This is a genomic window from Devosia sp., from assembly GCF_028290625.1.
Taxonomy (GTDB): Bacteria; Pseudomonadota; Alphaproteobacteria; order Rhizobiales; family Devosiaceae; genus Devosia.
Genome location: NZ_JAQGJM010000008.1, coordinates 58677 through 79467, shown reverse-complemented (window position 1 = coordinate 79467; position 20791 = coordinate 58677). Strand labels below are relative to the sequence as shown.

Genomic DNA, 20791 nt, shown 5'->3' with positions numbered 1-20791 from the left:
TGGAGGCGTTTCCCTGCTGGTGACGGCAAACAAGGCCGTGCTCCATCGCTGCAGCGACGATAACCTGTTGAAAGTGTTCGCAGAAGCTTCGAAGCCTGAGCGTGCCGGCTGGCTACTCTCAAGTCTCCATTCGGAGGTGGCACCTGGCGTCGATGAGGACAAAGGCGATCCGTTCGACCAGTATCTGTCCGACATCATCAAGTGGTGGCCGGAGAAATGGGACGGGCGTGGGCAGCGCTGAGGGAATCGCGGATTCGGCTGATCCGTTCAAGGATTACGATCAACAATCCTTCGGAGGGTCAGCGAGTTCGTCCCGACGATACAAACATCCTTTTGAGGGTTCCGTCTTTGAGGACCAACTGGTGAAAGAGTGCAGCGATGACATGGAGCGAAATCAGGATGATGAAGGCCGGCTTGGCGAGGGCATGAATGTCGCCAAGGTCTGGCGCAACATAAAGGGCCAACAGGCCGACAACCGGGACGGCAATCAGCAAGCCGTAGAACAACCAATGCACGAGCTTTGCCGCAAGTGACATCCAGGTCGAGGTTTCATTGGTTTTGGGCGGCACGCCCTGCACCAGTCGCAAGGCGAGCCGCATTGCGACAAGGGCCAGAATAGACAGACCAAACCAGTAGTGTGCAGTGCTGAATGCAATGTCGGCCGGTGACGCTGCGGTGCCTTCCGCGTTTGCGTCGACGACGGTGGTCATGCTCTCGCCGAACACGAGTTGAAAAAACACCAATGCGGCGATGAGCCAATGGAGGCCGATCTGAAGGCCAGAGTAACCTGCGAGCTGTCGATTTTGCATGGATGACCCAAATCTTGCGCGGATTGCGAATGCTGGACTCTAGCGCACCTTCCTGACACCAGGCTGAACGACAGGCGAATTCTAGCGGATGCGGAACGATCCGCGTTCCACCATCGCGGCGCGCGCAAGCCGTCGGTCGCGGCCATTGTAAACGTCGCGCCGGCAATGATGGCATGAAGGTGCTCGGCAGTCTGGTGCCGCTGCGGCCCCTCCGCGATGGAATGGTCAACGTCGTTGCGACGTTAGGTGTGACTGGGCCCGGCTCGCTCGGCGACAGCCTTCACGCCTTCCAACCAGCTGCGAATATTGGCCCTCAGTTCATCGTTGCCGAGTTGTGGAAACATCGGCGCTGTAAACGCTTCATGGCCTTTGAGCAGCGTGTTTCCGTCGCCGCGCCGTTCCAACTCGTAGTGAGCCGACATGACCAATCCCCGTGTCGACGTGCTCCAGGCCACTTCGCTAACGGGGGAGACCAGGCCGAACCTGGACGAGAGGCCGAGACCTTGCGTCGACCAGGTGAACGGCGAATTCGTCGCTACGGAGCCGTGCATGGTCACATCGGAAATGTCGGCGCGAATGTGGTGCCATCCAGCCACGTGGGTCAGCGCGGCCCAGACCCTTTCGGGCGGCGCGGCGATGTCAATTTCTCCGTCGGCCTGCACCGGCGCGTTATGATCAATCAGCCCCTTCCGAGAGTATTTTTCGTGGATCTCGTCCCACGCCGGATCTGTCTCGGCCATCTCAAAGGTCCCCTGGTCGGATTAATCGACACGTGTTTCGGTACGATTCGATGCATGGTATGATACAGTGTATCGTGCTACTTCTGGCGTCAACCGGGAATTGCGTTATGATGACCAGCGGCACACTTTTCGAGGCATCATGACTGGAAGCGGGAAAGAGCGGCCGCGCGCGCTCGCGGAAACCATGAGCCTGCTGTGGGCTTCCCATTCGCGCGCCATCGGCCGCACCGGAATGTCCATCAACGACTTCGTGGACGCCGGGATTTCTCTCGCCCAGCAGGACGGCGTTGCGGCGCTGTCCGTCCGCAACATCGCGTCACGTCTTGGCGTACGAGCGATGGCGATGTACACAGTCGTGCCGAGCAAGCAGACACTGATCGCCCTCATGGTCGACAAGGCCTACAGGGGCCTCTACCCAGACGGAAGCGAGCCGAACCCAATGGATTGGCGCGCCGGGATGCGCGACGTCGCACGGGCCAACCTGGCGCTTCATAACGCGCACCCATGGCTGCACGAGTTGATGCCGGTTCGCTCGCCGATGGGGCCCTACGAAGCCCGTAAGCACGAGCTGGAACTACGGGTCGTCGACAAGATCGGCCTGACCGACTTCGAGATGGATCAGTCGCTCGCCCTAGTGCGCACCCATGTCATCCATTCAAGCCGAATAGACTCGCAGTTGCTCAAGGAGCGGGAAGAAAGCGGCCTCGACGACTCCGAATGGTGGCTTGAGGCCATGCCCGTTCTGGAACGGGTGTACGACCCCAGACGGTTCCCGCTCATAGTCAGGGTCGGTACCGCTGCGAATGCGGAGCGGGACGAAGAGTTCTGGGGTCAAGAGATCTTCGAATTTGGCCTGGAACGGATTCTCGATGGGATTGCATCTGTCATTGCCACCCGGGATCCGAAGTGAGCGATCCTCGAGCCGCAGCCCGTTTGCGCCGCTTGAATCATCAGCAGGCCTCGTAGTGTACTGGATTTTTGAGTAGCCTGACACCGTGCTGTCGAACGCCACGAGCTGGGCGATTGCAGCCTTCTTCGCTGATCCGCGATAGGAGCATGGCGCCGATCGTCGTCCACCAAATACCAATAGGCCGGCGACGTCGGGCCTCGACGCACGGCCCCCTGGGTGTCGGTGGTCTACATGGATGTCATCGCCATAGCGGCCTGAAACGTCGAGGCGATCATTCGGGCCGTTGCCGGACAGGGGGCAGTAGCCACCACCACCTCCAAGGCCCCTAGCCCGCCCTCACCCGCGGGCTTTTTGTTGCCACTATCGAACCATGATCCAGCCCAATCGCTCGGGCAGAACCGGCGTGGCTGCGAGGAAGCCCACCAGAGCCCCCAAGCTATGGGTTTCCTCGCAGCACCAGCGACCCCCTACTGCAACATCAACATCTGCAGGTCGATGCCCGACTCGGCGGCCTTCCAAAGATCTGACTTGGCTGGAAAGCTCCAGCCGACAATCTACCTGAGTGTGCCGCCAGCCGACATCGCCCGGACGGAGCGTATCTTGCAAATGAGCATTCAGCGCGTCCACTGAATCGCGGATGCGAGTATTCGGTGGGCACGGCCAGTTCCGATCGATGCCCGGCGGACCTCACGAGCCATGAGTTGGATCAACCCGCTTTGACTTGCGATATGTTCTTATTTCGTTCTATCTTTGTGGTCCCCGTTTTTAATGGAAACGACCAATTTGCCGAGAGCGGGTTTACGCCGGAGACGTCCGGAGGAATAGACAAGTTTTCCTCCAACCATGGTGGCCACCACTTGCGGATGCGCCGGATCGGCGTCATCGACGAGGATCAGGTCCGCCCTGCAGCCGGTATCGAACGATCCGCGATCATTGAGACCGGCGACCCGGGCCGGATTTGCCGAGACCAGATTCCAGATCAAGAGGAAGTCGCTGGCGGCGGGCGAAGACAGCCTGAAGGCCGCATGACAGCATCGGCGGCATCGATCGCGCCATTGTGGCTGCCGCCGCAGCTAAAAGCCCTGTAGCAATGCGGGGCCCATCTCTGCGGCCCTAGCGGAACGATCAACCGACTGCGGTAAGATCGCGGCACTCTGGGCGATTGCCGCCGCCACGGTGTATCCACGATGGCAGCGACAAAATCCGTCTGAAGGTTGGGGATTCAGCGATTGGACGCTGCCAGCTGGATACTACGCGCCTGGCCCCACATATCGATCATCCAACCTGGATATTCCGCTGGCAGCTTGCTGACGTTGGCGATTGCGGCGAGTTCGTCCGTCGCAAGCGCGATGTTTGCCGCGCCCAGATTGTCGACCAGCTGATCCATGCGCTTGGCACCGATCAAGACCGATGAAACGACCTTCTGGTGCAATAGCCAGGCCAACGCAACCTGCGCGATTGAAGCGCCATGGGCACTTGCAATCGGCTGCATGATGTCGAGCGCGTCATAGGTCCGCTCCTGATCGAGCGGTGGAAATGCATTGGCTGCCCAGCGACTGCCTTCCGGCGCATCGCTCCCCCTCCGCTTCTTGCCGCTCAGGAAGCCGCCGGCAAGGGGACTCCACACCAGCAGCCCAAGACCCTGGTCAAGAAGCAATGGTGCAATCTCTCGTTCGAGGTCGCGACCAGCGATGGAATAGTAAGCCTGAACCGAACTGAGGCGGCTAATCCCAAGGCGGTCCGAAATGCCAAGCGCCATGGCGACCTGCCACGCCGCCCAGTTGGAAACGCCGACATAACGAACGTGGCCCTGCCGAACCAGGTCATCGAGCGCTCGAAGCGTCTCGTCCATCGGCGTTGCGGCATCGAAGCCGTGAATCTGGTAGAGATCAATGTGATCGGTGCCCAGGCGCTTTAGGCTGTTCTTCACGGCATCCATCAAATGGCCGCGCGAGGCGCCGGCATCATTGGTTCCCGCTCCCATGGGTCCAAACGCCTTGGTCGCAATAAGATAGCTTTCCCGGGGCGCCCCAAAGCTGCGCAACGCTTCGCCTAGAATGCGTTCCGATTCACCCTGGGCATAGGCGTCGGCGGTGTCAAAGAGATTGACGCCCGCCTCAAGAGCCGTCGAAATGAGCTTGCCGGCTTCAGCCTGATCAAGTGCTCCAAGCGAAGGCTGTCCTGGGTTCTCGCCAAAAGTCATAGCTCCGAATCCAAGCTCGGAAACGAAAAGGCCGGTCGTGCCAAGCCGGTTATACTTCATCCCAATTCTCCAGGTTTGCATTGCCGCTGGCCGCCAGGGTGAACCGTCTGATCGGGTATCGAGGTCCGTGGCAGGTCGATGCGATCTGAGCTTTGTCTAGTGGGAGCGCAGTGTTCGGCGGTAGCCTGATCGATGCAATTTACTGCCCAATCCTCTCTTTCTATGAGAAACGGCTGGTGCCATTCTTCGGCGTATGAAACATTGATCTGCACATGATCAAAGACGTTTCTACCTATTCGGATGCAGACCTTCGCTGCGAGTTGGAGACCCTTATTGCCGACCATTTCGCGGCCAATCGAGGCTCGCAAACGTCTGTGCCCGGCTTAACCGTCGGGTGGATTGCTGAAGCGGTCCCGCCAACGTCGCATATGGCGGAGGCATCGGTCTGCATCTGTGTCCGAGGATCGCGGAAACTAATCCTTGGCGAGACCGTCCATGTGCATGAACCGGACCAATATCTCCTGAACGAGATCGGGCTTCCGACAATCGTCACTATCGAGGAGGCAAGTCCTGACAATCCCTATGTCGCTCTGCGTATTGATCTCGACCTCAACCTTGCACGGCAGGTGATGGCTGAGATCGATATTCGACCGCCTCAGACCGCACAGTCTCCGGCATCAATGTCCTTCGCCATGATAGACCGGGCGTTCCTCGATGCGGTGACGCGTTTGGTGCGCCTCATTAATGCGTCCGGGGACATCTCGTTCCTGAGCAGCCTGATCCACCGCGAGATCCTGTACCGCCTTTTGTCCGGCCCCAGCGGAAACCGGCTGAAGCAAATCGTCCTCTTGGGCTCACAGGGGAACCGGGTAGCCAAAGCCGCGGCCTGGTTGCGTGAGCACTTTGCGGAGCGGCTCAGCATCGACCAACTGGCATCAATGGCTGGGATGGGAATATCGACGCTGCATCGACACTTTCACGATTTTACCGGTATGAGCCCAGTTCAATACCAAAAGCACCTTCGATTGCACGAAGCGCGCCGGCTGATGCTCGAAGAGGACACGGACGTGGGATCGACCGCATTGCTTGTCGGTTACGAGAGTTCAACCCAATTCATAAGGGAATATCGGCGCCTGTTCGGCGCTCCGCCATTTCGCCACACTGCCGTACTTCGAGCAACAGGAAGAAGGAACTCGCTTGTAGTCTAGGTGCTCCCCTGAATGTCAGCTCAAGGGAAAAGATCAAGCCGATCTCAATGTCCTAATGGGGTCGGTTGCCGGCGGTCCGTTTTGGGGCGGGAAGCCGAATGTCGGCTCTTGGGTGTAGAAACGCCAAAGCGGCTGTGAAAGCCATACGGATGGTCGCGAATGGCACCGCTCTGCGTGGTCACGGCGCCGAGGCCATCGCCGGGGCCGCCCTTCCACACCACACGTCCACTGCGGCGAACTTTGATCGTCATGATGTCCTCACTTGCTTAGGTCTTGGAGGCTCTGCAGCTCGACTGTGTCATGGCTGCAGAGATTTGGATTTCACTGCCGTGCCCCGTTTTGGCGATCGCAGCCGGTCGAGATTGGCTGCTCCTGACTTCGGGTCCGTCGCCATGATTGCCCCATAGATTGCGAGACCCGGCGGCATGTGCCTCTTGCCGAGATCGAGTTCACCGCGATGCAGGTAGGCGTCTCCGGCGTTGAAGAGCCAACCCGTGGGTGTGCTCACGGCAACGCCGGCGTGCCCACGCTCTCGCTCCTTCGCACGAGCCATTGTGTTTACACGAGCCAGTGTGTTTAACGGCGTGACCCGCGAGCGGGGCCTGGAATGATCCGGGCCCTTTAATCGCGGTGTCGGCTTTGATCAGGTTCGAGGCAAAGTTGATCATCTCGTCCTGAATGCGGTCGTGGGCGGCGTTGAGCGGGCCTTCGGATCAGATCTGCGCCTGTCCTCCGTCCACGAACACTTCGCTTCCCGTCATGAAGCTGCTGTCGTCCGAGGCCAGAAACAGCGCGACCGCCGCTGTCTCGGAGGGGTCGCCCATGCGTCCCAGCGCCGTGTCGGCGATCATGCCGTCCACCAATGCGTCCTTCATCCCGGTTTTTCCGAGACTGTTCATCAGGCCAGGCGTGACCGTCGGTCCGGGAACGAGGACGTTGACACGGATGCCGGTGCCCTTGAGGTCAACCGCCCAACTGCGCGCGAAATTCCGAACTGCCGCCTTGGAGGCGCTATAGACGCTGAATGCGGCTGATCCCTTGGTGCCGGTGGTCGAACCGGTGAGGATGATCGAACCGCCGGCCTTCATCAGCGGGAGGAACTTCTGCACTGTGAACAGCGTGCCTTTGACGTTGACGTCGAAGACCTTGTCGAAGCTTTCTTCTGAAATCGTACCCAGGGGCGCAAGCGCGCCCAGCCCGGCATTGGCGAAGAGCACGTCGATGCGGCCGTGGGTGGCCTTCACGGTGTCGAAAAGGCGATCCAGATCGCTCAGATTGGAGATATCGCCCTGGATGGCCAGGACGTCACCGCCAATAATTTCGACGGCCTCATCCAACTCCTGTTGCCGCCGGCCGGTGATGACGACCTGGGCGCCTTCGGCGACGAAACGCCTTGCGCTGGCCAAGCCTATGCCGCTGTTGGCGCCTGTGATAAGTGCGATCTTGCCTTCGAGCCTGCCGATGTGAGCCTCCTGAGTTTAGTGACAGTCGAGGAGATAGGGGCTTGCTTTTCATTCCACCAGTATGCACCTTTTGGTAAGTGCCAACAGGAGCCCCACAAAATGGCGGCCATCGCTTTTACTTGCGGCCTGGATGCCGCCCTGGCTGTGATCGGAGGGAAATGGAAGCTCTTGATACTGTTTCACCTCGCGCACGGCACCCGCCGCTATGGCGAATTGAGGCGCGCTGTTGGAAGCGTTAGTGACAAGATGCTCATCCAGCAGCTCAAGGAACTGCACGCCGACGGAGTCATCGACCGGCTCGACTTCAAAGAGATTCCGCCAAAGGTCGAATACTCCCTGACGGCGTTCGGCATAACGCTGGCCAAGGCCTTGGCCCCGCTTTGTGTCTGGGGCACTGAGCACATGTGCGAAGTCGAGACGCTCATGTCCCGCAGGAAAATCTCAGACCAGGATGCTGCCTGATTGTTTTTCTCAGATCATCCGAACCGAGGCCGTGACGTCATGGATGACGACCGACGCGTTCGTGAGCGTGCAGAAGCCACAAGGAGCTGTTCTGGGGTCGAGCGGGCCACCCAAGCCCCTCTTTTGTCTCGAGACGCCCTTCCAGGGTTTGCCGGGTTCCGTTTCCATAATCGGTTCGCTTCGGAGCGTCTGCTCCAGCGCTGACTGACAACATTTGGATAGGCACCAAAGGCGACACCCGCTAAACCTGAGGCAAAACATAGATCCCGCAGGGAGCACTTTTTTGCCGACGACACAGGACCACTCGACCTTCCGCCTCGCCATTGCCGGCGTCACTCATGGGCATCGTTCCCCGATCCACATTCGCCGGCATGCAGCTGGTTGGTGTGGAGGAGGCTCAGACCGATCTGCGCCGGGCCTACGGCGAAAAGCACAACCTCGATCCCTCGCTCCTGTTCAGCGATCTCGATGAGATGCTGGATACCGTCAAGCCCGAGGCGGTTGCCGCCTTCGGATCGATCCGGGATCATCTTCGCGTGGTTGAGTGTTGTGCGCCGCGCGGCATCCACGTCATGGTCGAGAAGCCAATGGCGATCAGTGTGGCCGATGCCGAGCGGATGGCAGCGCTGGCACACCAGCATGGCATCCACCTGCTCACCAATTACGAGACCACCTGGTACGCCAGCACCCATGAAGCGATTGCACGCACCAGCGACGTGGCCGTCTTTGGCAAGATACGCAAGGTTGTTTTCCACGATGGTCATCCGGGCCCCGTCGAAATCGGCTGCAGTCCCGAATTTCTCTCCTGGCTTACCGATCCGGCGCAATCGGGTGGCGGCGCATTACCCGATTTCGGGTGCTACGGCGCCAATCTGATGACCCGGATAATGGGCGATGCGCAACCGCTGCGGGTCACTGCGGTCATCCACCAATTCAAGCCGGACATCTATCCGAGGGTCGAAGATGATGCGACGATTCTGGTGTCCTACGCCGATGCCGAGTGCGTAATCCAGGCATCGTGGAACTGGCCGGTGAGCCGCAAGGACATCGAGATCTATGCCGAGCGTGGCTATCTCGTGGCCATGAATGGCCGCGATATCCGGGCCCGCATGGGCGATAAGGCCGAAGAACATAATGAGACGCTGCCGCCGCTGCCGGCGCCGCTCAACGATCCGTTCGCACATTTTGCGGCCGTCGTTCGCGGTGACATCACGCTCGAGCCATATGATGTTGCCGGCATGGCCAACAATGTCACGGTGGTGAGAATCCTCGAGGCGGCCCGGCAGTCGGCGCAATGCGGCCAAGTCGTCACCCTCGCGACGGACTGAGCCGGCGACTGTGCCGCGCCGTCGATCCCAGCCGGTGTCGACCAGAATGTGTCAGCCGATATGGTGGAAAGGTGCGTGACCGCCGGCCGCCGGAGAGCTGGTGCGCTCGCTGCTCCGCCACGGGCGAACCATGATGGACGTCGCCCAATCCTATAGTGTCGGGAGAACGGCCACGCCGCCTTTCCGGTCCCGCTGAGGCCATATTCAACCTTCGGAACAATCCTGCTGACCGGCGGCGGCGTGGCGCTGACGCCGATGGCTGCAATGATGACGCTGTCGGTCGGCAAAGTGGCCTTGCGCTCGATTGCCAAGACATTATTTGCGTCGCTTGCGGACAGCGGCGTCCACATCGCCACCGGCACTGGTTAGTCGGGGGGTGGAACCAAACTCTTCCCCGGCCGCCAACATCGGTGACGCGTTCTGGATGTTGCATGCCCGGAATCGAGCCGATTGGACCTGGGAGATGGTGGTTTCGCTATAGCGCCGGTGGAGGCAATGTGGTCGCTGAACCGTCGATCGGCCGGAGCTAACGGTCGTTCGCGCAAGTCAACGCGGCCGGCCCATACTGCATGTTATACGAATCCGCCGGCCGCTTCGCGCACCTTATCGGCCATTAGGGCGGGGCGATTGCGCCCTGAAGTTGCCATAAGTTTTTGGGGCGGCGATGATCAACAAGGGATGCGGAGAGGTCACATCAAGCTGATGCCTAACGGCAGTTATGGACTTTGCTGTCGCTGGGAGCTACGCGGCCAGAACCGTGGAGGTATCGACAACCTTTGCAAAATCTGCTTCCAAATGCGCCATCGTCACATCGAAAATGACTCGGGCAGATCGGCCTGCGGCTGGTAGATCGAAGCCGATCACGGCATCATGAACAACCGTCACGTTGAAACCCAGATCAGCACCGCTAAGAACAGTGGTGTTGACGCAAAACCCCGCCACTGCACCCGTTACAAGCAAGTCGGTGATGCCTGCGCTGCGCAAATACCCTGCCAGACCGGTCGAGACGAAACCGGATGACGTTCGTTTTAGGAAAACAGGTTCACGCCAATGGCCTCGCACACGGCATAGTTGGATAACCCGCCGCATCCGCGTTGAGCGGCGAGGCCTTGTCTTCATCGCGGTGCCGGATATGGATGACTGGCAGTCCCCTTTGGCGGAAAGCTTCGGCAAGTGTAGCAATCCGGCTTGGTGGGTCGGCGTTCACGCAATCCCGGCCCCCTTCAATGCGATGCTGCATCTCCATTTGCATGTCGATGATTATCAATGCCTTCAAGGTGCCGCCTCCTGTAGCTGTGCTCGCTGATCTAGCACTTTTGGGCGACCGTCCGCAAAGGGCGGTGGGCTCAACAGGTGAGCGCACCGCTCGAAGCAGACGTTTCGAATGAAAAGTGCCTATGTCCGAAATGAGGTCAAGTGGTCGTCAATTATCGAGCTGGTTGAACAGCAGCTATCCGCCTTCGGCCCTCAGGAGTCGTCAGTCGGCAGACGGCCCGCCGTTCCATACCAGATATCATGCGAATCCGTTTCGCGCCGAGATCGTCACTGCAGTACTCGGCGATATCCGGAACGCGGCCGAGAGCAGGCTGACCCCTTCGGGCTTCTTGAAGCGAAAAGCGGTCATACAAACCGGTTGGCTAATGCCCTTCAATTGCCAAAATGAACTGTCGAAGCGGCCGCCTCATCAAAAGTCGGCCGCGCGGGGAGGCCGCCGTGTCATGCCCGGCCCGCACGTCCGGCAATGCTGGTGATGGCTCGGAGCGAAGCGCTGACGATATTCCGATCTATTCCAACGCCAAAAATCGTCCTGCCATCCGGGAGCCCGGCTTCGACATAGGCGGCTGCCTGCGCATCGGATCCTGCACCCAGCGCGTGCTCGTGATAGGAGAGCACGGCGATATCGGCGATACCGGCGCACCGTAGTGCGTCGACGAAGGCATCGAGCGGACCGCTGCCATGGCCTTCGATGACGCGCTCGTCGCCGCGATCTGCAATCGTCGCATTGAGCGAACGCCCATGGGCGTCGGGTAAAGAGCGGTATTCGACAAGATCGATCGCGCCCTCGCTGAGATAGGTTTGGCAAAACATAGTCCAGATCTCCTGGGAACTGGCTTCCTTACCCGTGCGATCGGTCCATTCCTGGACAATGCGGCTGAATTCGACCTGAAGTGCGCGCGGCAGCTCAAGACCGTGGTCTGCGTTCAGCAAATAGGCAATGCCACCCTTCCCCGACTGGCTGTTGACGCGAATGACTGCTTCATAAGTACGGCCGATGTCCTTGGGATCAATTGGGAGATATGGCACTTCCCAGAGCTCGTCGTTCCGCTTGGCCAACGCCTCGAAGCCCTTTTTTATCGCGTCCTGGTGCGAGCCCGAGAATGCCGTGAAGACCAGTTCGCCAGCATAGGGATGACGGGGATGCACCGGCAGCCGGTTGCAATACTCGACCGTCTCGACGATCGCACCGATGTCGGAGATGGTCAGCTCGGGATCAACACCTTGGCTGTAGAGATTCAACGCTAGCGTCAAAAGATCGACATTGCCGGTGCGCTCGCCATTGCCGAACAAGGTGCCCTCGACCCGCTCGGCGCCCGCCAGGACAGCGAGTTCGGCTGCGGCGACCCCGGTTCCGCGATCGTTGTGCGGATGCACCGACAGCACGAACCGGTCTCGGCCGGTGATGTGGCGACCGAACCATTCGATCTGGTCCGCATAGACATTGGGCGTAGCCATCTCGACTGTCGCCGGCAGGTTCAGGATCGCCTTCTTTTCGGGCGTCGGTTCCCAGACTTCGAGCACGGCCTCGCAGATATCGACCGCGAAATCGAGCTCGGTACCGGTGAAGCTTTCGGGTGAATATTCATGGATGATCTCAGTATCGCGCACCTTGGATGCCAGCTCGCCGATCAGCTTGGCACCCGTCACCGCTAGGTCGACGATCCCAGCGCGATCCTGCTTGAACACGACGCGGCGTTGGAGCTCGGAGGTGGAATTGTAGAGATGCACGATCGCGCGTGGCGACCCCTCGATGGCATCGAAGGTTCGTCGGATCAGCTCGGGGCGAGACTGCGTCAGCACTTGGATGGTGACATCCTCGGGCACGAGATCGCCCTCGATCAGTTCGCGCAGGAAATCGAAATCCGTCTGGGACGCGGCCGGAAAGCCAACTTCGATCTCCTTGAAGCCGAGGCGGACCAGAAGGTCGAACATGCGGCGCTTGCGCTCGGCACCCATGGGCTCGACCAGTGCCTGGTTGCCGTCGCGCAGATCGACGCTGCACCAGGTGGGTGCACGCTCGATCACACGGGATGGCCAGGCGCGGTCGGATAATTGGATAGGCTGATAGGAACGATACTTGTGAATCGGCATGGTTGCCATGGCAGGAACTCCTGAGGCGAGTGGAACGCGGGACGTCAGTAACTGGCGGCTGCTATTGGCAGCGGCCGGTACTAAGTCGCGCAAGAAACCCGGGCAGGAGTGACCAATGACGGCAATTGAGAGGGAACATGGGAGAAACGAGCTTTCCGGGAACGAGAGACCAACAAAACGACCGGCGCGGTCAGCGCGCCGGGTTGCTAAGTCGTAGTTGGCCCAGAATTTTGCTCATTACGGCTAGAGGGTAACGGCCGCACCCCCGCGCGTCAACTCACTGCGGTACCGCGATGCTTCACGGCCTGCCTACGACCGACCGTCTGCAGCCGCATCCCGCCCTTGGTCAAATCGCTGCTGTGCGTCCTCGATGATCGTCCGCTTGGCGCTGGCCCAGCCAGCGAGGATCGAGAGGGGAACGGTCAGGGATTGGCCGAGTTCGGTCAGCTCGTAATCGACCCTTGGCGGGGTGGTGGCGAAGGCGGTGCGGTTGACGAGGCCATCGCGTTCGAGGCCGCGCAGGGTGATGGTCAGCATGCGATGGGAAATGCCGGGGATCACCCGCATCAAGTCGTTGAACCGCAGCGAACCGGTCGATAGATGCCCGACCACCATCACCGTCCATTTGTCCCCGATGCGGCTGATAACATTGCCCAGCGCGCGGCATTCCTGGGCGGGGACATCGCCCCTCGTCTCGCCAAGCACAGCTGCCAATCGCGCCTCCTCCGGCTTCAATACGATCATGGCTGATCGTGACGCACTATTTCATGCGTTCTTGCAGGGTCGTCTAGTTACCAACATATACTGACGAACAAACAGTGCGTGAATTATTTCCGCACGCCTTTGCCCGGAGAAAAACACCATGCTGAACGATATCGCCCAGCGCCTGCAGCAATTGGAAGACCGCGTTGCCATCAGTGAGCGCGTCATCAAATATGCGGTCGCCATCGATCGGGCGGATTGGACGATGTTCCGCGATTGCTTCACCGATACGGTCCATGTCGATTTTTCCGCGGCCGGCCTGCCAGCGAGCGATTTCGATCGCGACACCTTCGTGTCCTTCGCCAAAACCGGCCTCAGCACCTATGCCGCACGCCAGCATCTCAGCCCCAATCACATCATCACCTTCAGCGATAGCGATGCGAACCGGGCGACCTGCCAGTCCTATATGTATGCCCAGCACTACCAACCCGGCGCTGCCGCAGGCGATGTCTTCCTGATGCACGGCGCCTACACCAACGAAATGGTCCGCACCGCGGATGGCTGGAAAATCGAACGGCTGACTCAGCATCTCAGCTGGATGGACGGAGCGCCGGCTCAACAGGACTGAACCCGCGACTGGGGCTCCCCCGCCTTCCCTGATCCAGCTCGGTGACGATCACTTGGTACTGCGCCAGAAAGAGACCATCTATTTGGTAGACGCAATTGCCGGCCCGCAACAGAGCCCGTTGCCCGCTCAACAACCCGTTGAGGCCGTGAAATGCCAGAGCACAAGCGCTACATCGCGACGCCCACAGGTTTTCTCATGGTGCTGCGCCAGGGTGACGACGTCTTCGTCAGGCTTGAGAGTCTGATGAGGGACGAGGCGATCCCCTCAGCGACAATTGCTGGCTTCGGCTTCGTCCACAAAGCGACTTTCGGCTTCTTCGATTTCGATAAAAAGCAGTATCGGCCGAAAACGATGGAAGACCTCGAGTTGACCAACTTAACCGGGACTTTGGCGTGGAAGGGCGGCATGCCGGCAATCCACGCTCATGGTGTTGCCGGCGACGACAGCTTTCGCACCTTCGGCGGTCACTTGCTGGCGCTCGAGGTGGGACGCGGCTCTGTGGAGATCAGCGTCACCGTGCACCCGACCCGCCTTGAACGGATCGTTGATCCCACAATCGGCGCGAACGTGCTCCAACTGTGAACGGCAGCGTTCGTCTGGTCGCTGGGGGACCAAGGCGCTACCGGCCCTAAGTGACTCCCAAGCGCTCGTCGATAGCGGACGGCGCACGTCTGTCACTTCACTGAGCGCGGCAAGGCGCATCGCTGCAACCGAAGGTAGAGGCAGCGGCAGGGGCCGTTAGGCCAAAAGCGCGCAGCGGCGATATGCAATATCTAATGGCTGCCCAGCCCAGAGAGGAGCTTTCTGTCAATGCTGAGGTCTGGGTGGCTCCGCCAGCATTTTGGTCATCATCTCAATGATGCTGGTTTCGTCGTACGGCTTGAAAAAGAACTTTGCCCCTGCTGGAAGCTGGCTTTCCGCCAGAATGGCTTTTCCCGAGGCTACAATTAGATGAACCGGTGGCCACCGGTCACGAATATAATGCACCAGTTTCAGGCCATCCATGGTGCCCGGCATCTCGACATCGGTGAACACCAGACGGATGTCTGTGCGCGACTCCAGGATCATGATCGCCGCGTCCGCGCTCTGCGCCTCCAGAGCTTCGAAACCCGCCGAGTTCACGATGTCCAAAGCACCTTGTCGAATGAGCACGTGGTCTTCGACGACAAGAACGACGGGTCTACTGGGGGACATTGCATTTTCGAGCTTTGCTGAAAATCTTTGCGCAAGCATTGGATCGTCTTCCGAAAACGAGTTAAGCGGTTTCGAGAACCACATCAGCATCGACGACCGATATTTGGCGGTGAGCAACTGAAACGGCCGTCCCTGGTCTTTCGTTTGAGATCGCCACCTTGGCCTCGAGCCGTTTCGCGAGGGCTTCGACAATGTTAGTCCCGAGTCCTGGCTTGGCGTCTTCCATGTTCTCCGGCATCCCCATTCCATCGTCGCTTACCGACAAGGTCCAGTTCGGTCCCTGTGAGTGGTAGGCGACGTTGATTGTCCCATGCCGATGATCCGGAAAAGCATGTTTGAGCGCGTTGATAACCAGCTCGGTGACGATAAGACCGAGGCTTACGGAAACGTCGGCGTCGATAACGCTTTCGTCTACCTCGACCTCAATCGAGAGCTGCTTGTGGTCATGAACCATTGATGCGCTCAGGCTCTTGCAGAGCTGAACCAAGTATGGTGCCAGCTCAACTTCGCCAAGGGTGGATGCCGCGAGCTGCTTCTGAACCGCTGCAATCGACATCACCCGATGGTGGGCGTCATGCAGGTGACCGCGTGTCTCTTCTGATTGAACCTTACGGGCGCTTTGCATCAACACACTGGCGATAATCTGTAGGCTGTTGGCGACGCGGTGCTGGACCTCACGCAGGAGAATGTCCTTCTGCCTCACCAAGTCGTCTTTGAACTTCTCGTCCGCATGAGCCTGCGTCATATCCGCGACAGCCATCACTAAGAGAACTTGATTTTTGTCGGAGTAGTCGAGCTTGTGGGCGCGGATGACCAAATGACAGACTGGCTCGCCCTGTCGATTTAGGTCCATCTCATAGGCTTCTATCTCGGCCGCGCCGGACGCGGTTGCTTCCAGCAGGGACATGAGCTGAGGTGCCGCCCACTCACCAGCGCCGACCTTGGCCAGTTCCTGTCCGGAAATACTTGCTGGATCGATTCCAAAGTCCCTGCAAAACGACGCACTCGCGGCGACCACCCGCAATTCCTCGTTGAGGAGCAAGAGCGGTGTGCTGGATGACGATATGACAGCCAGCGTCAGGCTCAGGGCAGCTTCGGGATGCAGATTTATTGGGGCAACCATGAATGGGCCTCCGGTGCCGGAGGCTCGCAAAGCGAAAGCCATATACGGCGAGCTAAGTATCACAATTTACTTGGGGCCCTGACCGAAACGCCTCCGCCACAAAATGGTTGCGAATGAGCCTTAGCCGGCAACAACGCGTCTTGAAATCGACAGGAATGGTCAGCTTTCTTCGTATTAGAGGCGTCCAAAGCTAATCGGCCGATCGCATTACTTTCAGCCAAGCTGCTTATCGCGGCAGCCTGTCCCTGCTGGGGCATCGACAACGCGCAAACTGTCAAGAATGGCGAATGGTTAGTTTCGATTCCGAGGCGACTGTCCTGCCGGCGTGTGACTTCGGCCCGCTCGCAATCGTCGCGTCGATCACTTTGTTCCAATTATTAACTCCATCGTCAGTCTCCAGGCCCACCTATGGGGGAGGAGACCCCAATGGACTTGATCTGGCATTCGCTTATCGGCAATCTTGCCGTCAGCGCTCTGACTATTTCGCTGTGGGTGCATGTGAAACGCCATCTGGGCGACAGACTGTTGCCGATCAAGACAGTCATCTTCGGCGGTCTTCTGGGCATCGGCGCCGTTGCGACCATGCTTCTCTCAATCGAGATACGCCCCGGTGTCTATTTTGACTTGAGATCCTCATTGGTCGGAACGGCCGCGCTGTTCGGCGGGCCGACTGCCGCGGTTCTCAGCCTGCTGCCTCCCCTTCTCTTTCGCCTCTACTTGGGTGGCCAGGGGGCCTTGGCCGGCAGCATGGCGCTGGCCGCGAGTGCCCTCATGGGACTGGCGGGTCATTTTTGGTTCCGGGGAAAAGCCGTCAGGCTTTGGGGCGTCGTCCTGCTGTCATGCGGCATCGCGGGATTCACGCTTCTCAGCCTCCAGCTCATCCCCGACATTGCGAGCCAAAGCGCATGGCAGACTGTGGCCATGCCGGTGTGTCTGCTCAGCTTCGCCGCTACGCTCGTGGCCGGATACTTCATCGTGGCGGCCAGCAAAGAGGCCTCTGAGAGGGAGATCATCACAACAGCATTCGTCCAGACTCCTGACTTCGCTTACGTCAAGAACCGCAAGAGCCAGTTTGTGGCGGTCAACACTACGACAGCGACCTTCAACGGCTTCGACGAACCGGGTGAGATGGTCGGGTTGACCGATTTCGACATCACCGACGCCGAGCGCGCTCGCCAGCTTTACGCCGCCGAACAGGACAGCATGGAAAACCGTCGCTCCATCACCGATGTCGAGGAGATGGTGACGGACGCGAACGGTGAGGACCGGTGGTATTCGACGTCCAAGACGGCCCTCATTAGTCATGAGGGCGAGGTGATCGGCATCGCGGGCGTGACCAGGGACATAACCCGCGACAAGCAGATCGCGGCTGACCTCCGGGAAAGCCGCAACCGGCTGAGCTACGTGATGACCGAAATGGCTGACGGCATAGCCCTCTTCCACAAGGAGGGAACGCTGATGTTTCTGAACGACCGCTATCGCGACCTGTTTCCGCTGACCAAGGCTGTCCGCCGGCCGGGCATGGACCTGAGGGATATCCTGCAGGCAGTTCAGGACACTGGCGAGCAGCTGGGATTGCCCGATGATCGCAGGGCATGGTCCGACGCGGCGATGGATGCTCTCAAGGACGGCGGGAACGAACAGATACAAATGTTCGACGGACGCTGGCTCAACCTGCGCACCCGTCCGACGCTCGAGGAAACTGCCATCGTCATCGTCTCGGACATCTCAGACGCCAAGGGCATGGAACTTGATCTGCGATCGACGACAGAGAAACTCCAGCACCTGTCCGAGGTGGACGCGCTGACCGACCTGCCCAACCGGCGAACCTTCGACAGCGTCCTTTCAAGGGAAATCGCCCGGACCGACCGCAGCGGCACGCCGCTCAGCCTCCTCATGATCGACGTCGACAAGTTCAAGGCCTACAATGACGCCTATGGACACCCGGCGGGAGACGAATGTCTCCGAACAGTTGGGCGTTGCATGAAGGAGGCAGTCAATCGCCCCATGGACCTGGCTGCCCGTTATGGCGGGGAGGAGTTCGCCGTCGTGTTGCCCGATACCGACGAGGACGGCGCCTACCACATTGCGCTGACGATCGCTAAACGCCTTCGCGATGAGAACTTGCCTCATGGGGCCAGCGAGAAAGGTCGCGTCACGGTCAGCATCGGGGTCGCCTCGTATTGTGAGGGCCAGCACCAGCGGACTGCGATCGACCTGATATCCAGGGCAGACCAGGCGCTGTATGGCGCCAAGGCGGCGGGCCGCGACCAGGTGAATGGTCGCATACATCCCGAAGCCGTGGAAATGGCCCGACCCAAGCCACCGGTCCGCTGCCGCTTGTGACGACGACGTGGCCCATTCCCGACGTGGAGGCGGCAGCAGTCGTTCCCTGAAGCGGACAGCCGAGTGGCCGTCCTGCGCCCCGTTCCAGCCATTCACGTATCTGAAGTCAGTTCCCAAAAGCAGATGAGGTGGATGGCTCCCGCTCCCGGCATCTGAGTGCCAAAGTGGGCTTGCTATCAGGCAACCCGAGCGAAGGAGCCATCCGCCATGCAGATTACCACCGTGGGCCTTGATCTGGCCAAGCGTGTTTTTCAAGTTCATGCCGTTGACGCGTCAGGGGGCGTCGTCGTGCGCAAAGCGCTGCGGCGATCACAAGTTCTGCCGTTCTTCACCAAGTTGCCACCCTGTCTGATCGGCATGGAAGCGTGCGGGACATCGCACCATTGGGCTCGGGAGCTGACCAAGCTGGGCCATGAGGTTCGCATGATGCCGCCAGCCTATGTGAAGCCCTATGTGAAGCGCGGCAAGAACGATGCGGTGGACGCGGAAGCGATCTGCGAAGCGGTGACCCGCCCCACCATGCGGTTCCTGGCGATGAAGTCTGCCGAGCAGCAGGCGGCATTGTCCCTTCATCGTTCGCGTAATCTCCTGGTCAAGCAGCGCACGCAACTGGTCAACATGATCCGAGGCCTGCTGGCCGAGTTCGGTATCGACATCCCTGAAGGTTTGTTGCGGGCGCTTGGGCTGGCACGCCAGATCGCCGCGAAGGAAACGACGCTCGATGTGCCGCCGATGGCGATGCAGATTCTGGGTATGTTGTGTGGACAGGTCCTCGATACGCACGTCAGGGTCCAGATGATAGACCGTTCGATCCTTGCGCTGCAAAGAACTGACGAGGTGGCACGGCGTCTATCGACTATTCCTGGCATTGGCCCGGTCGGTGCAACAGCACTGGCGGCATCGGTCGCTGATCCAAGCCAGTTCCGTTCGGGTCGTGAGTTTGCCGCCTGGCTGGGGCTCACACCCTCGCAAAACTCCAGTGGTGGTAAGGACCGGCTGGGCCGCATCACCAAGATGGGTGACCGGTATCTGAGAAAGCTTCTGGTGATTGGCGCCACCTCGCTGATCCGCCGAGCGCGGCACAAACCCGAGACGGCCGATCCGCGCCTCCTTGCCCTGCTGGCCCGCAAACCAGCCCGCGTGGCGAGTGTAGCCATGGCCAACAAAATGGCCCGCGTGGTCTGGGCGATCATGGCTCGCGGGGAGACATATCAGGCCCGCCATGCCCCGATCCTTGCAGCCTAAAGTCGCGACGGAGATGAAACCTTGAAGCAAAATCCAGTTCGAGCCGGTCGGCCGGCTCCCTGAGGTTGTGAGAGCGAAGCGATGTGATGGCGAAACCGGTCAGGCCGGAAACAGGGACAACCCGTCGGATGTCGGAGGCATCATAGCCTGCAAAGCAGATTGGGACCTTGTTCGCCGACCCCATCAGGGCCAGCAGTCTCCAATGGCTGCATCAACAGGCCGGACACAAGACTGCACCCGACCAACGCGCCAACGTCGAAATACCTCTTGCAATGCGGGGGCCATCCACAGAAGACATCGACCTGCCGCAGGCAAGATGGCAAATGCGGAGTGGACGTTGCAATAATCGCTTTGGCCGAAGGAGTAATGCAATGATATCTTACAGTATCATACCGTCGTCTGCTGGAGGGAGGCGCCGTTGGACCTGATCGTGCAGCGCATCGGAGGCGGGTGGGAGGCGAGTTACGACGGTAAGACCTGGCGCGCAGGGGTTGGCTACAACGGTATCCAGCGTGACAAGGCCGAGGGCGATGGGGTCAGCCCCGCAGGCTGCTGGCCGATCCGGAGAGTGCTCTATCGCGCCGACAAGCTCGGCGCGCCACCCCACTCGGTGTTCACAACCGCGGCGATTGATCCGCAGGACGGCTGGTGCGACGCGCCGGAACATCCGGATTACAATCGCCCGGTACGACTGCCGTTTGCCGCTAGTCGCGAGGAATTATGGCGTCAGGACGACCGCTACGACATCGTCGTGGTGCTGGGCCATAACGACAATCCGATCATTCCGGGCGGCGGCAGCGCCATCTTTCTGCATGTCGCTAGCCCCGGCTACGGCTCGACGGCGGGCTGCGCTTCAATGACACACGACGATCTGCTGGAATTCCTCGTCATGGCCGCGCCGGGAACGCGCCTTTGCTTTCAGGGCGAGTGAACAGCGCTGGGATCATCAATCGCGCCAACCTGCACGGCGCGCTCAACTTGAGCCTTCTACGAAATCATGCGAATGAGGCGGGTCTGCGCCCCATTTCAGCCGTTCAAACGACGTCTGCGATTTCCTATAA

General features: G+C 59.8%; 20 protein-coding genes and 1 pseudogene. 11 read left to right on the top strand and 10 right to left on the bottom strand.

Translation table 11 applies throughout. The features are described 5' to 3' along the window. The first annotated feature begins 67 nt into the window (after window positions 1-67). A complete protein-coding gene (locus JWR51_RS02570; protein ID WP_299743272.1) occupies window positions 68-241 on the top strand; it encodes a hypothetical protein in 174 nt (57 codons plus the stop codon). 58 nt (window positions 242-299) lie between these two features. Here the strand turns inward: JWR51_RS02570 and JWR51_RS02565 are convergent, their stop codons facing one another. Beyond that, window positions 300-809 (bottom strand): cytochrome b, encoded by a 510-nt coding sequence (locus tag JWR51_RS02565; RefSeq protein WP_299743270.1) that lies wholly within the window; start codon window positions 807-809, stop codon window positions 300-302. Between the two features lie 242 nt (window positions 810-1051). Next, on the bottom strand, window positions 1052-1549 hold the full coding sequence (locus JWR51_RS02560; protein WP_299743268.1) for an SRPBCC family protein: 498 nt from the start codon (window positions 1547-1549) through the stop codon (window positions 1052-1054). A 184-nt stretch (window positions 1550-1733) separates the two neighbouring features. Between JWR51_RS02560 and JWR51_RS02555 the strand changes: the two genes are divergently transcribed. Then, window positions 1734-2459 carry a TetR/AcrR family transcriptional regulator C-terminal domain-containing protein gene (locus JWR51_RS02555; protein WP_299743265.1) on the top strand — a complete coding sequence of 242 codons (726 nt, stop codon included), beginning with the start codon at window positions 1734-1736 and terminating at the stop codon, window positions 2457-2459. 734 nt (window positions 2460-3193) lie between these two features. Here the strand turns inward: JWR51_RS02555 and JWR51_RS24030 are convergent. Further along, a complete protein-coding gene (locus tag JWR51_RS24030; RefSeq protein ID WP_366525539.1) occupies window positions 3194-3442 on the bottom strand; it encodes an amidohydrolase family protein in 249 nt (82 codons plus the stop codon). A gap of 239 nt (window positions 3443-3681) precedes the next feature. Next, on the bottom strand, window positions 3682-4722 hold the full coding sequence (locus JWR51_RS02545; protein WP_299743260.1) for an aldo/keto reductase: 1041 nt from the start codon (window positions 4720-4722) through the stop codon (window positions 3682-3684). Window positions 4723-4934: 212 nt separating this feature from the next. Here JWR51_RS02545 and JWR51_RS02540 point away from each other — a divergent pair, with 212 nt between their 5' ends. Next, complete coding sequence (locus tag JWR51_RS02540) at window positions 4935-5870, top strand: AraC family transcriptional regulator (RefSeq protein WP_299743258.1); 936 nt, start codon at window positions 4935-4937, stop codon at window positions 5868-5870. A 713-nt stretch (window positions 5871-6583) separates the two neighbouring features. Here JWR51_RS02540 and JWR51_RS02535 read toward each other — a convergent pair. Continuing rightward, a complete protein-coding gene (locus JWR51_RS02535) occupies window positions 6584-7333 on the bottom strand; it encodes an SDR family oxidoreductase (RefSeq protein WP_299743814.1) in 750 nt (249 codons plus the stop codon). A 99-nt stretch (window positions 7334-7432) separates the two neighbouring features. Here JWR51_RS02535 and JWR51_RS02530 point away from each other — a divergent pair, with 99 nt between their 5' ends. The 3 genes from JWR51_RS02530 (at window position 7433) to JWR51_RS02520 (ending at window position 9492) form a co-directional block, all read left to right on the top strand. After that, window positions 7433-7795, top strand: a complete 363-nt coding sequence (locus JWR51_RS02530) for a helix-turn-helix domain-containing protein (protein WP_299743257.1) — start codon at window positions 7433-7435, stop codon at window positions 7793-7795. Between the two features lie 338 nt (window positions 7796-8133). Beyond that, on the top strand, window positions 8134-9123 hold the full coding sequence (locus tag JWR51_RS02525; RefSeq protein ID WP_299743254.1) for a Gfo/Idh/MocA family oxidoreductase: 990 nt from the start codon (window positions 8134-8136) through the stop codon (window positions 9121-9123). Between the two features lie 240 nt (window positions 9124-9363). Continuing rightward, a complete protein-coding gene (locus tag JWR51_RS02520; protein ID WP_299743252.1) occupies window positions 9364-9492 on the top strand; it encodes a hypothetical protein in 129 nt (42 codons plus the stop codon). 372 nt (window positions 9493-9864) lie between these two features. Here JWR51_RS02520 and JWR51_RS02515 read toward each other — a convergent pair. From JWR51_RS02515 to JWR51_RS02505, 3 genes and pseudogenes are all read right to left on the bottom strand, one after another. Continuing rightward, window positions 9865-10363, bottom strand: a pseudogene (locus tag JWR51_RS02515) (isochorismatase family protein). A 476-nt stretch (window positions 10364-10839) separates the two neighbouring features. Continuing rightward, window positions 10840-12501, bottom strand: a complete 1662-nt coding sequence (gene leuA, locus JWR51_RS02510) for a 2-isopropylmalate synthase (RefSeq protein ID WP_299743246.1) — start codon at window positions 12499-12501, stop codon at window positions 10840-10842. A 300-nt stretch (window positions 12502-12801) separates the two neighbouring features. After that, window positions 12802-13206, bottom strand: a complete 405-nt coding sequence (locus tag JWR51_RS02505) for a helix-turn-helix domain-containing protein (RefSeq protein ID WP_299743243.1) — start codon at window positions 13204-13206, stop codon at window positions 12802-12804. Between the two features lie 148 nt (window positions 13207-13354). Here JWR51_RS02505 and JWR51_RS02500 point away from each other — a divergent pair, with 148 nt between their 5' ends. Both JWR51_RS02500 and JWR51_RS02495 read left to right on the top strand, forming a co-directional pair. After that, the gene (locus tag JWR51_RS02500; RefSeq protein ID WP_299743240.1) at window positions 13355-13822 is read left to right on the top strand and encodes a nuclear transport factor 2 family protein; all 468 of its coding nucleotides are present in this window, start codon (window positions 13355-13357) and stop codon (window positions 13820-13822) included. Window positions 13823-13972: 150 nt separating this feature from the next. Then, window positions 13973-14404 (top strand): PPC domain-containing DNA-binding protein, encoded by a 432-nt coding sequence (locus JWR51_RS02495; RefSeq protein ID WP_299743237.1) that lies wholly within the window; start codon window positions 13973-13975, stop codon window positions 14402-14404. A gap of 225 nt (window positions 14405-14629) precedes the next feature. On the opposite strand, the gene JWR51_RS02490 is transcribed toward JWR51_RS02495, so the two are convergent. Beyond that, on the bottom strand, window positions 14630-15016 hold the full coding sequence (locus JWR51_RS02490; RefSeq protein ID WP_299743811.1) for a response regulator: 387 nt from the start codon (window positions 15014-15016) through the stop codon (window positions 14630-14632). Between the two features lie 61 nt (window positions 15017-15077). Next, entirely contained in the window at window positions 15078-16139 is a 1062-nt protein-coding gene (locus tag JWR51_RS02485) for a PAS domain-containing sensor histidine kinase (protein ID WP_299743235.1), read from the bottom strand. A gap of 426 nt (window positions 16140-16565) precedes the next feature. Between JWR51_RS02485 and JWR51_RS02480 the strand changes: the two genes are divergently transcribed. The 3 genes from JWR51_RS02480 (at window position 16566) to JWR51_RS02470 (ending at window position 20661) form a co-directional block, all read left to right on the top strand. Further along, a complete protein-coding gene (locus JWR51_RS02480; protein ID WP_299743232.1) occupies window positions 16566-18485 on the top strand; it encodes a diguanylate cyclase in 1920 nt (639 codons plus the stop codon). 207 nt (window positions 18486-18692) lie between these two features. Continuing rightward, a complete protein-coding gene (locus JWR51_RS02475; RefSeq protein ID WP_299743229.1) occupies window positions 18693-19730 on the top strand; it encodes an IS110 family transposase in 1038 nt (345 codons plus the stop codon). A gap of 418 nt (window positions 19731-20148) precedes the next feature. After that, a complete protein-coding gene (locus JWR51_RS02470; protein ID WP_299743227.1) occupies window positions 20149-20661 on the top strand; it encodes a L,D-transpeptidase family protein in 513 nt (170 codons plus the stop codon). Window positions 20662-20791: the final 130 nt, after the last annotated feature.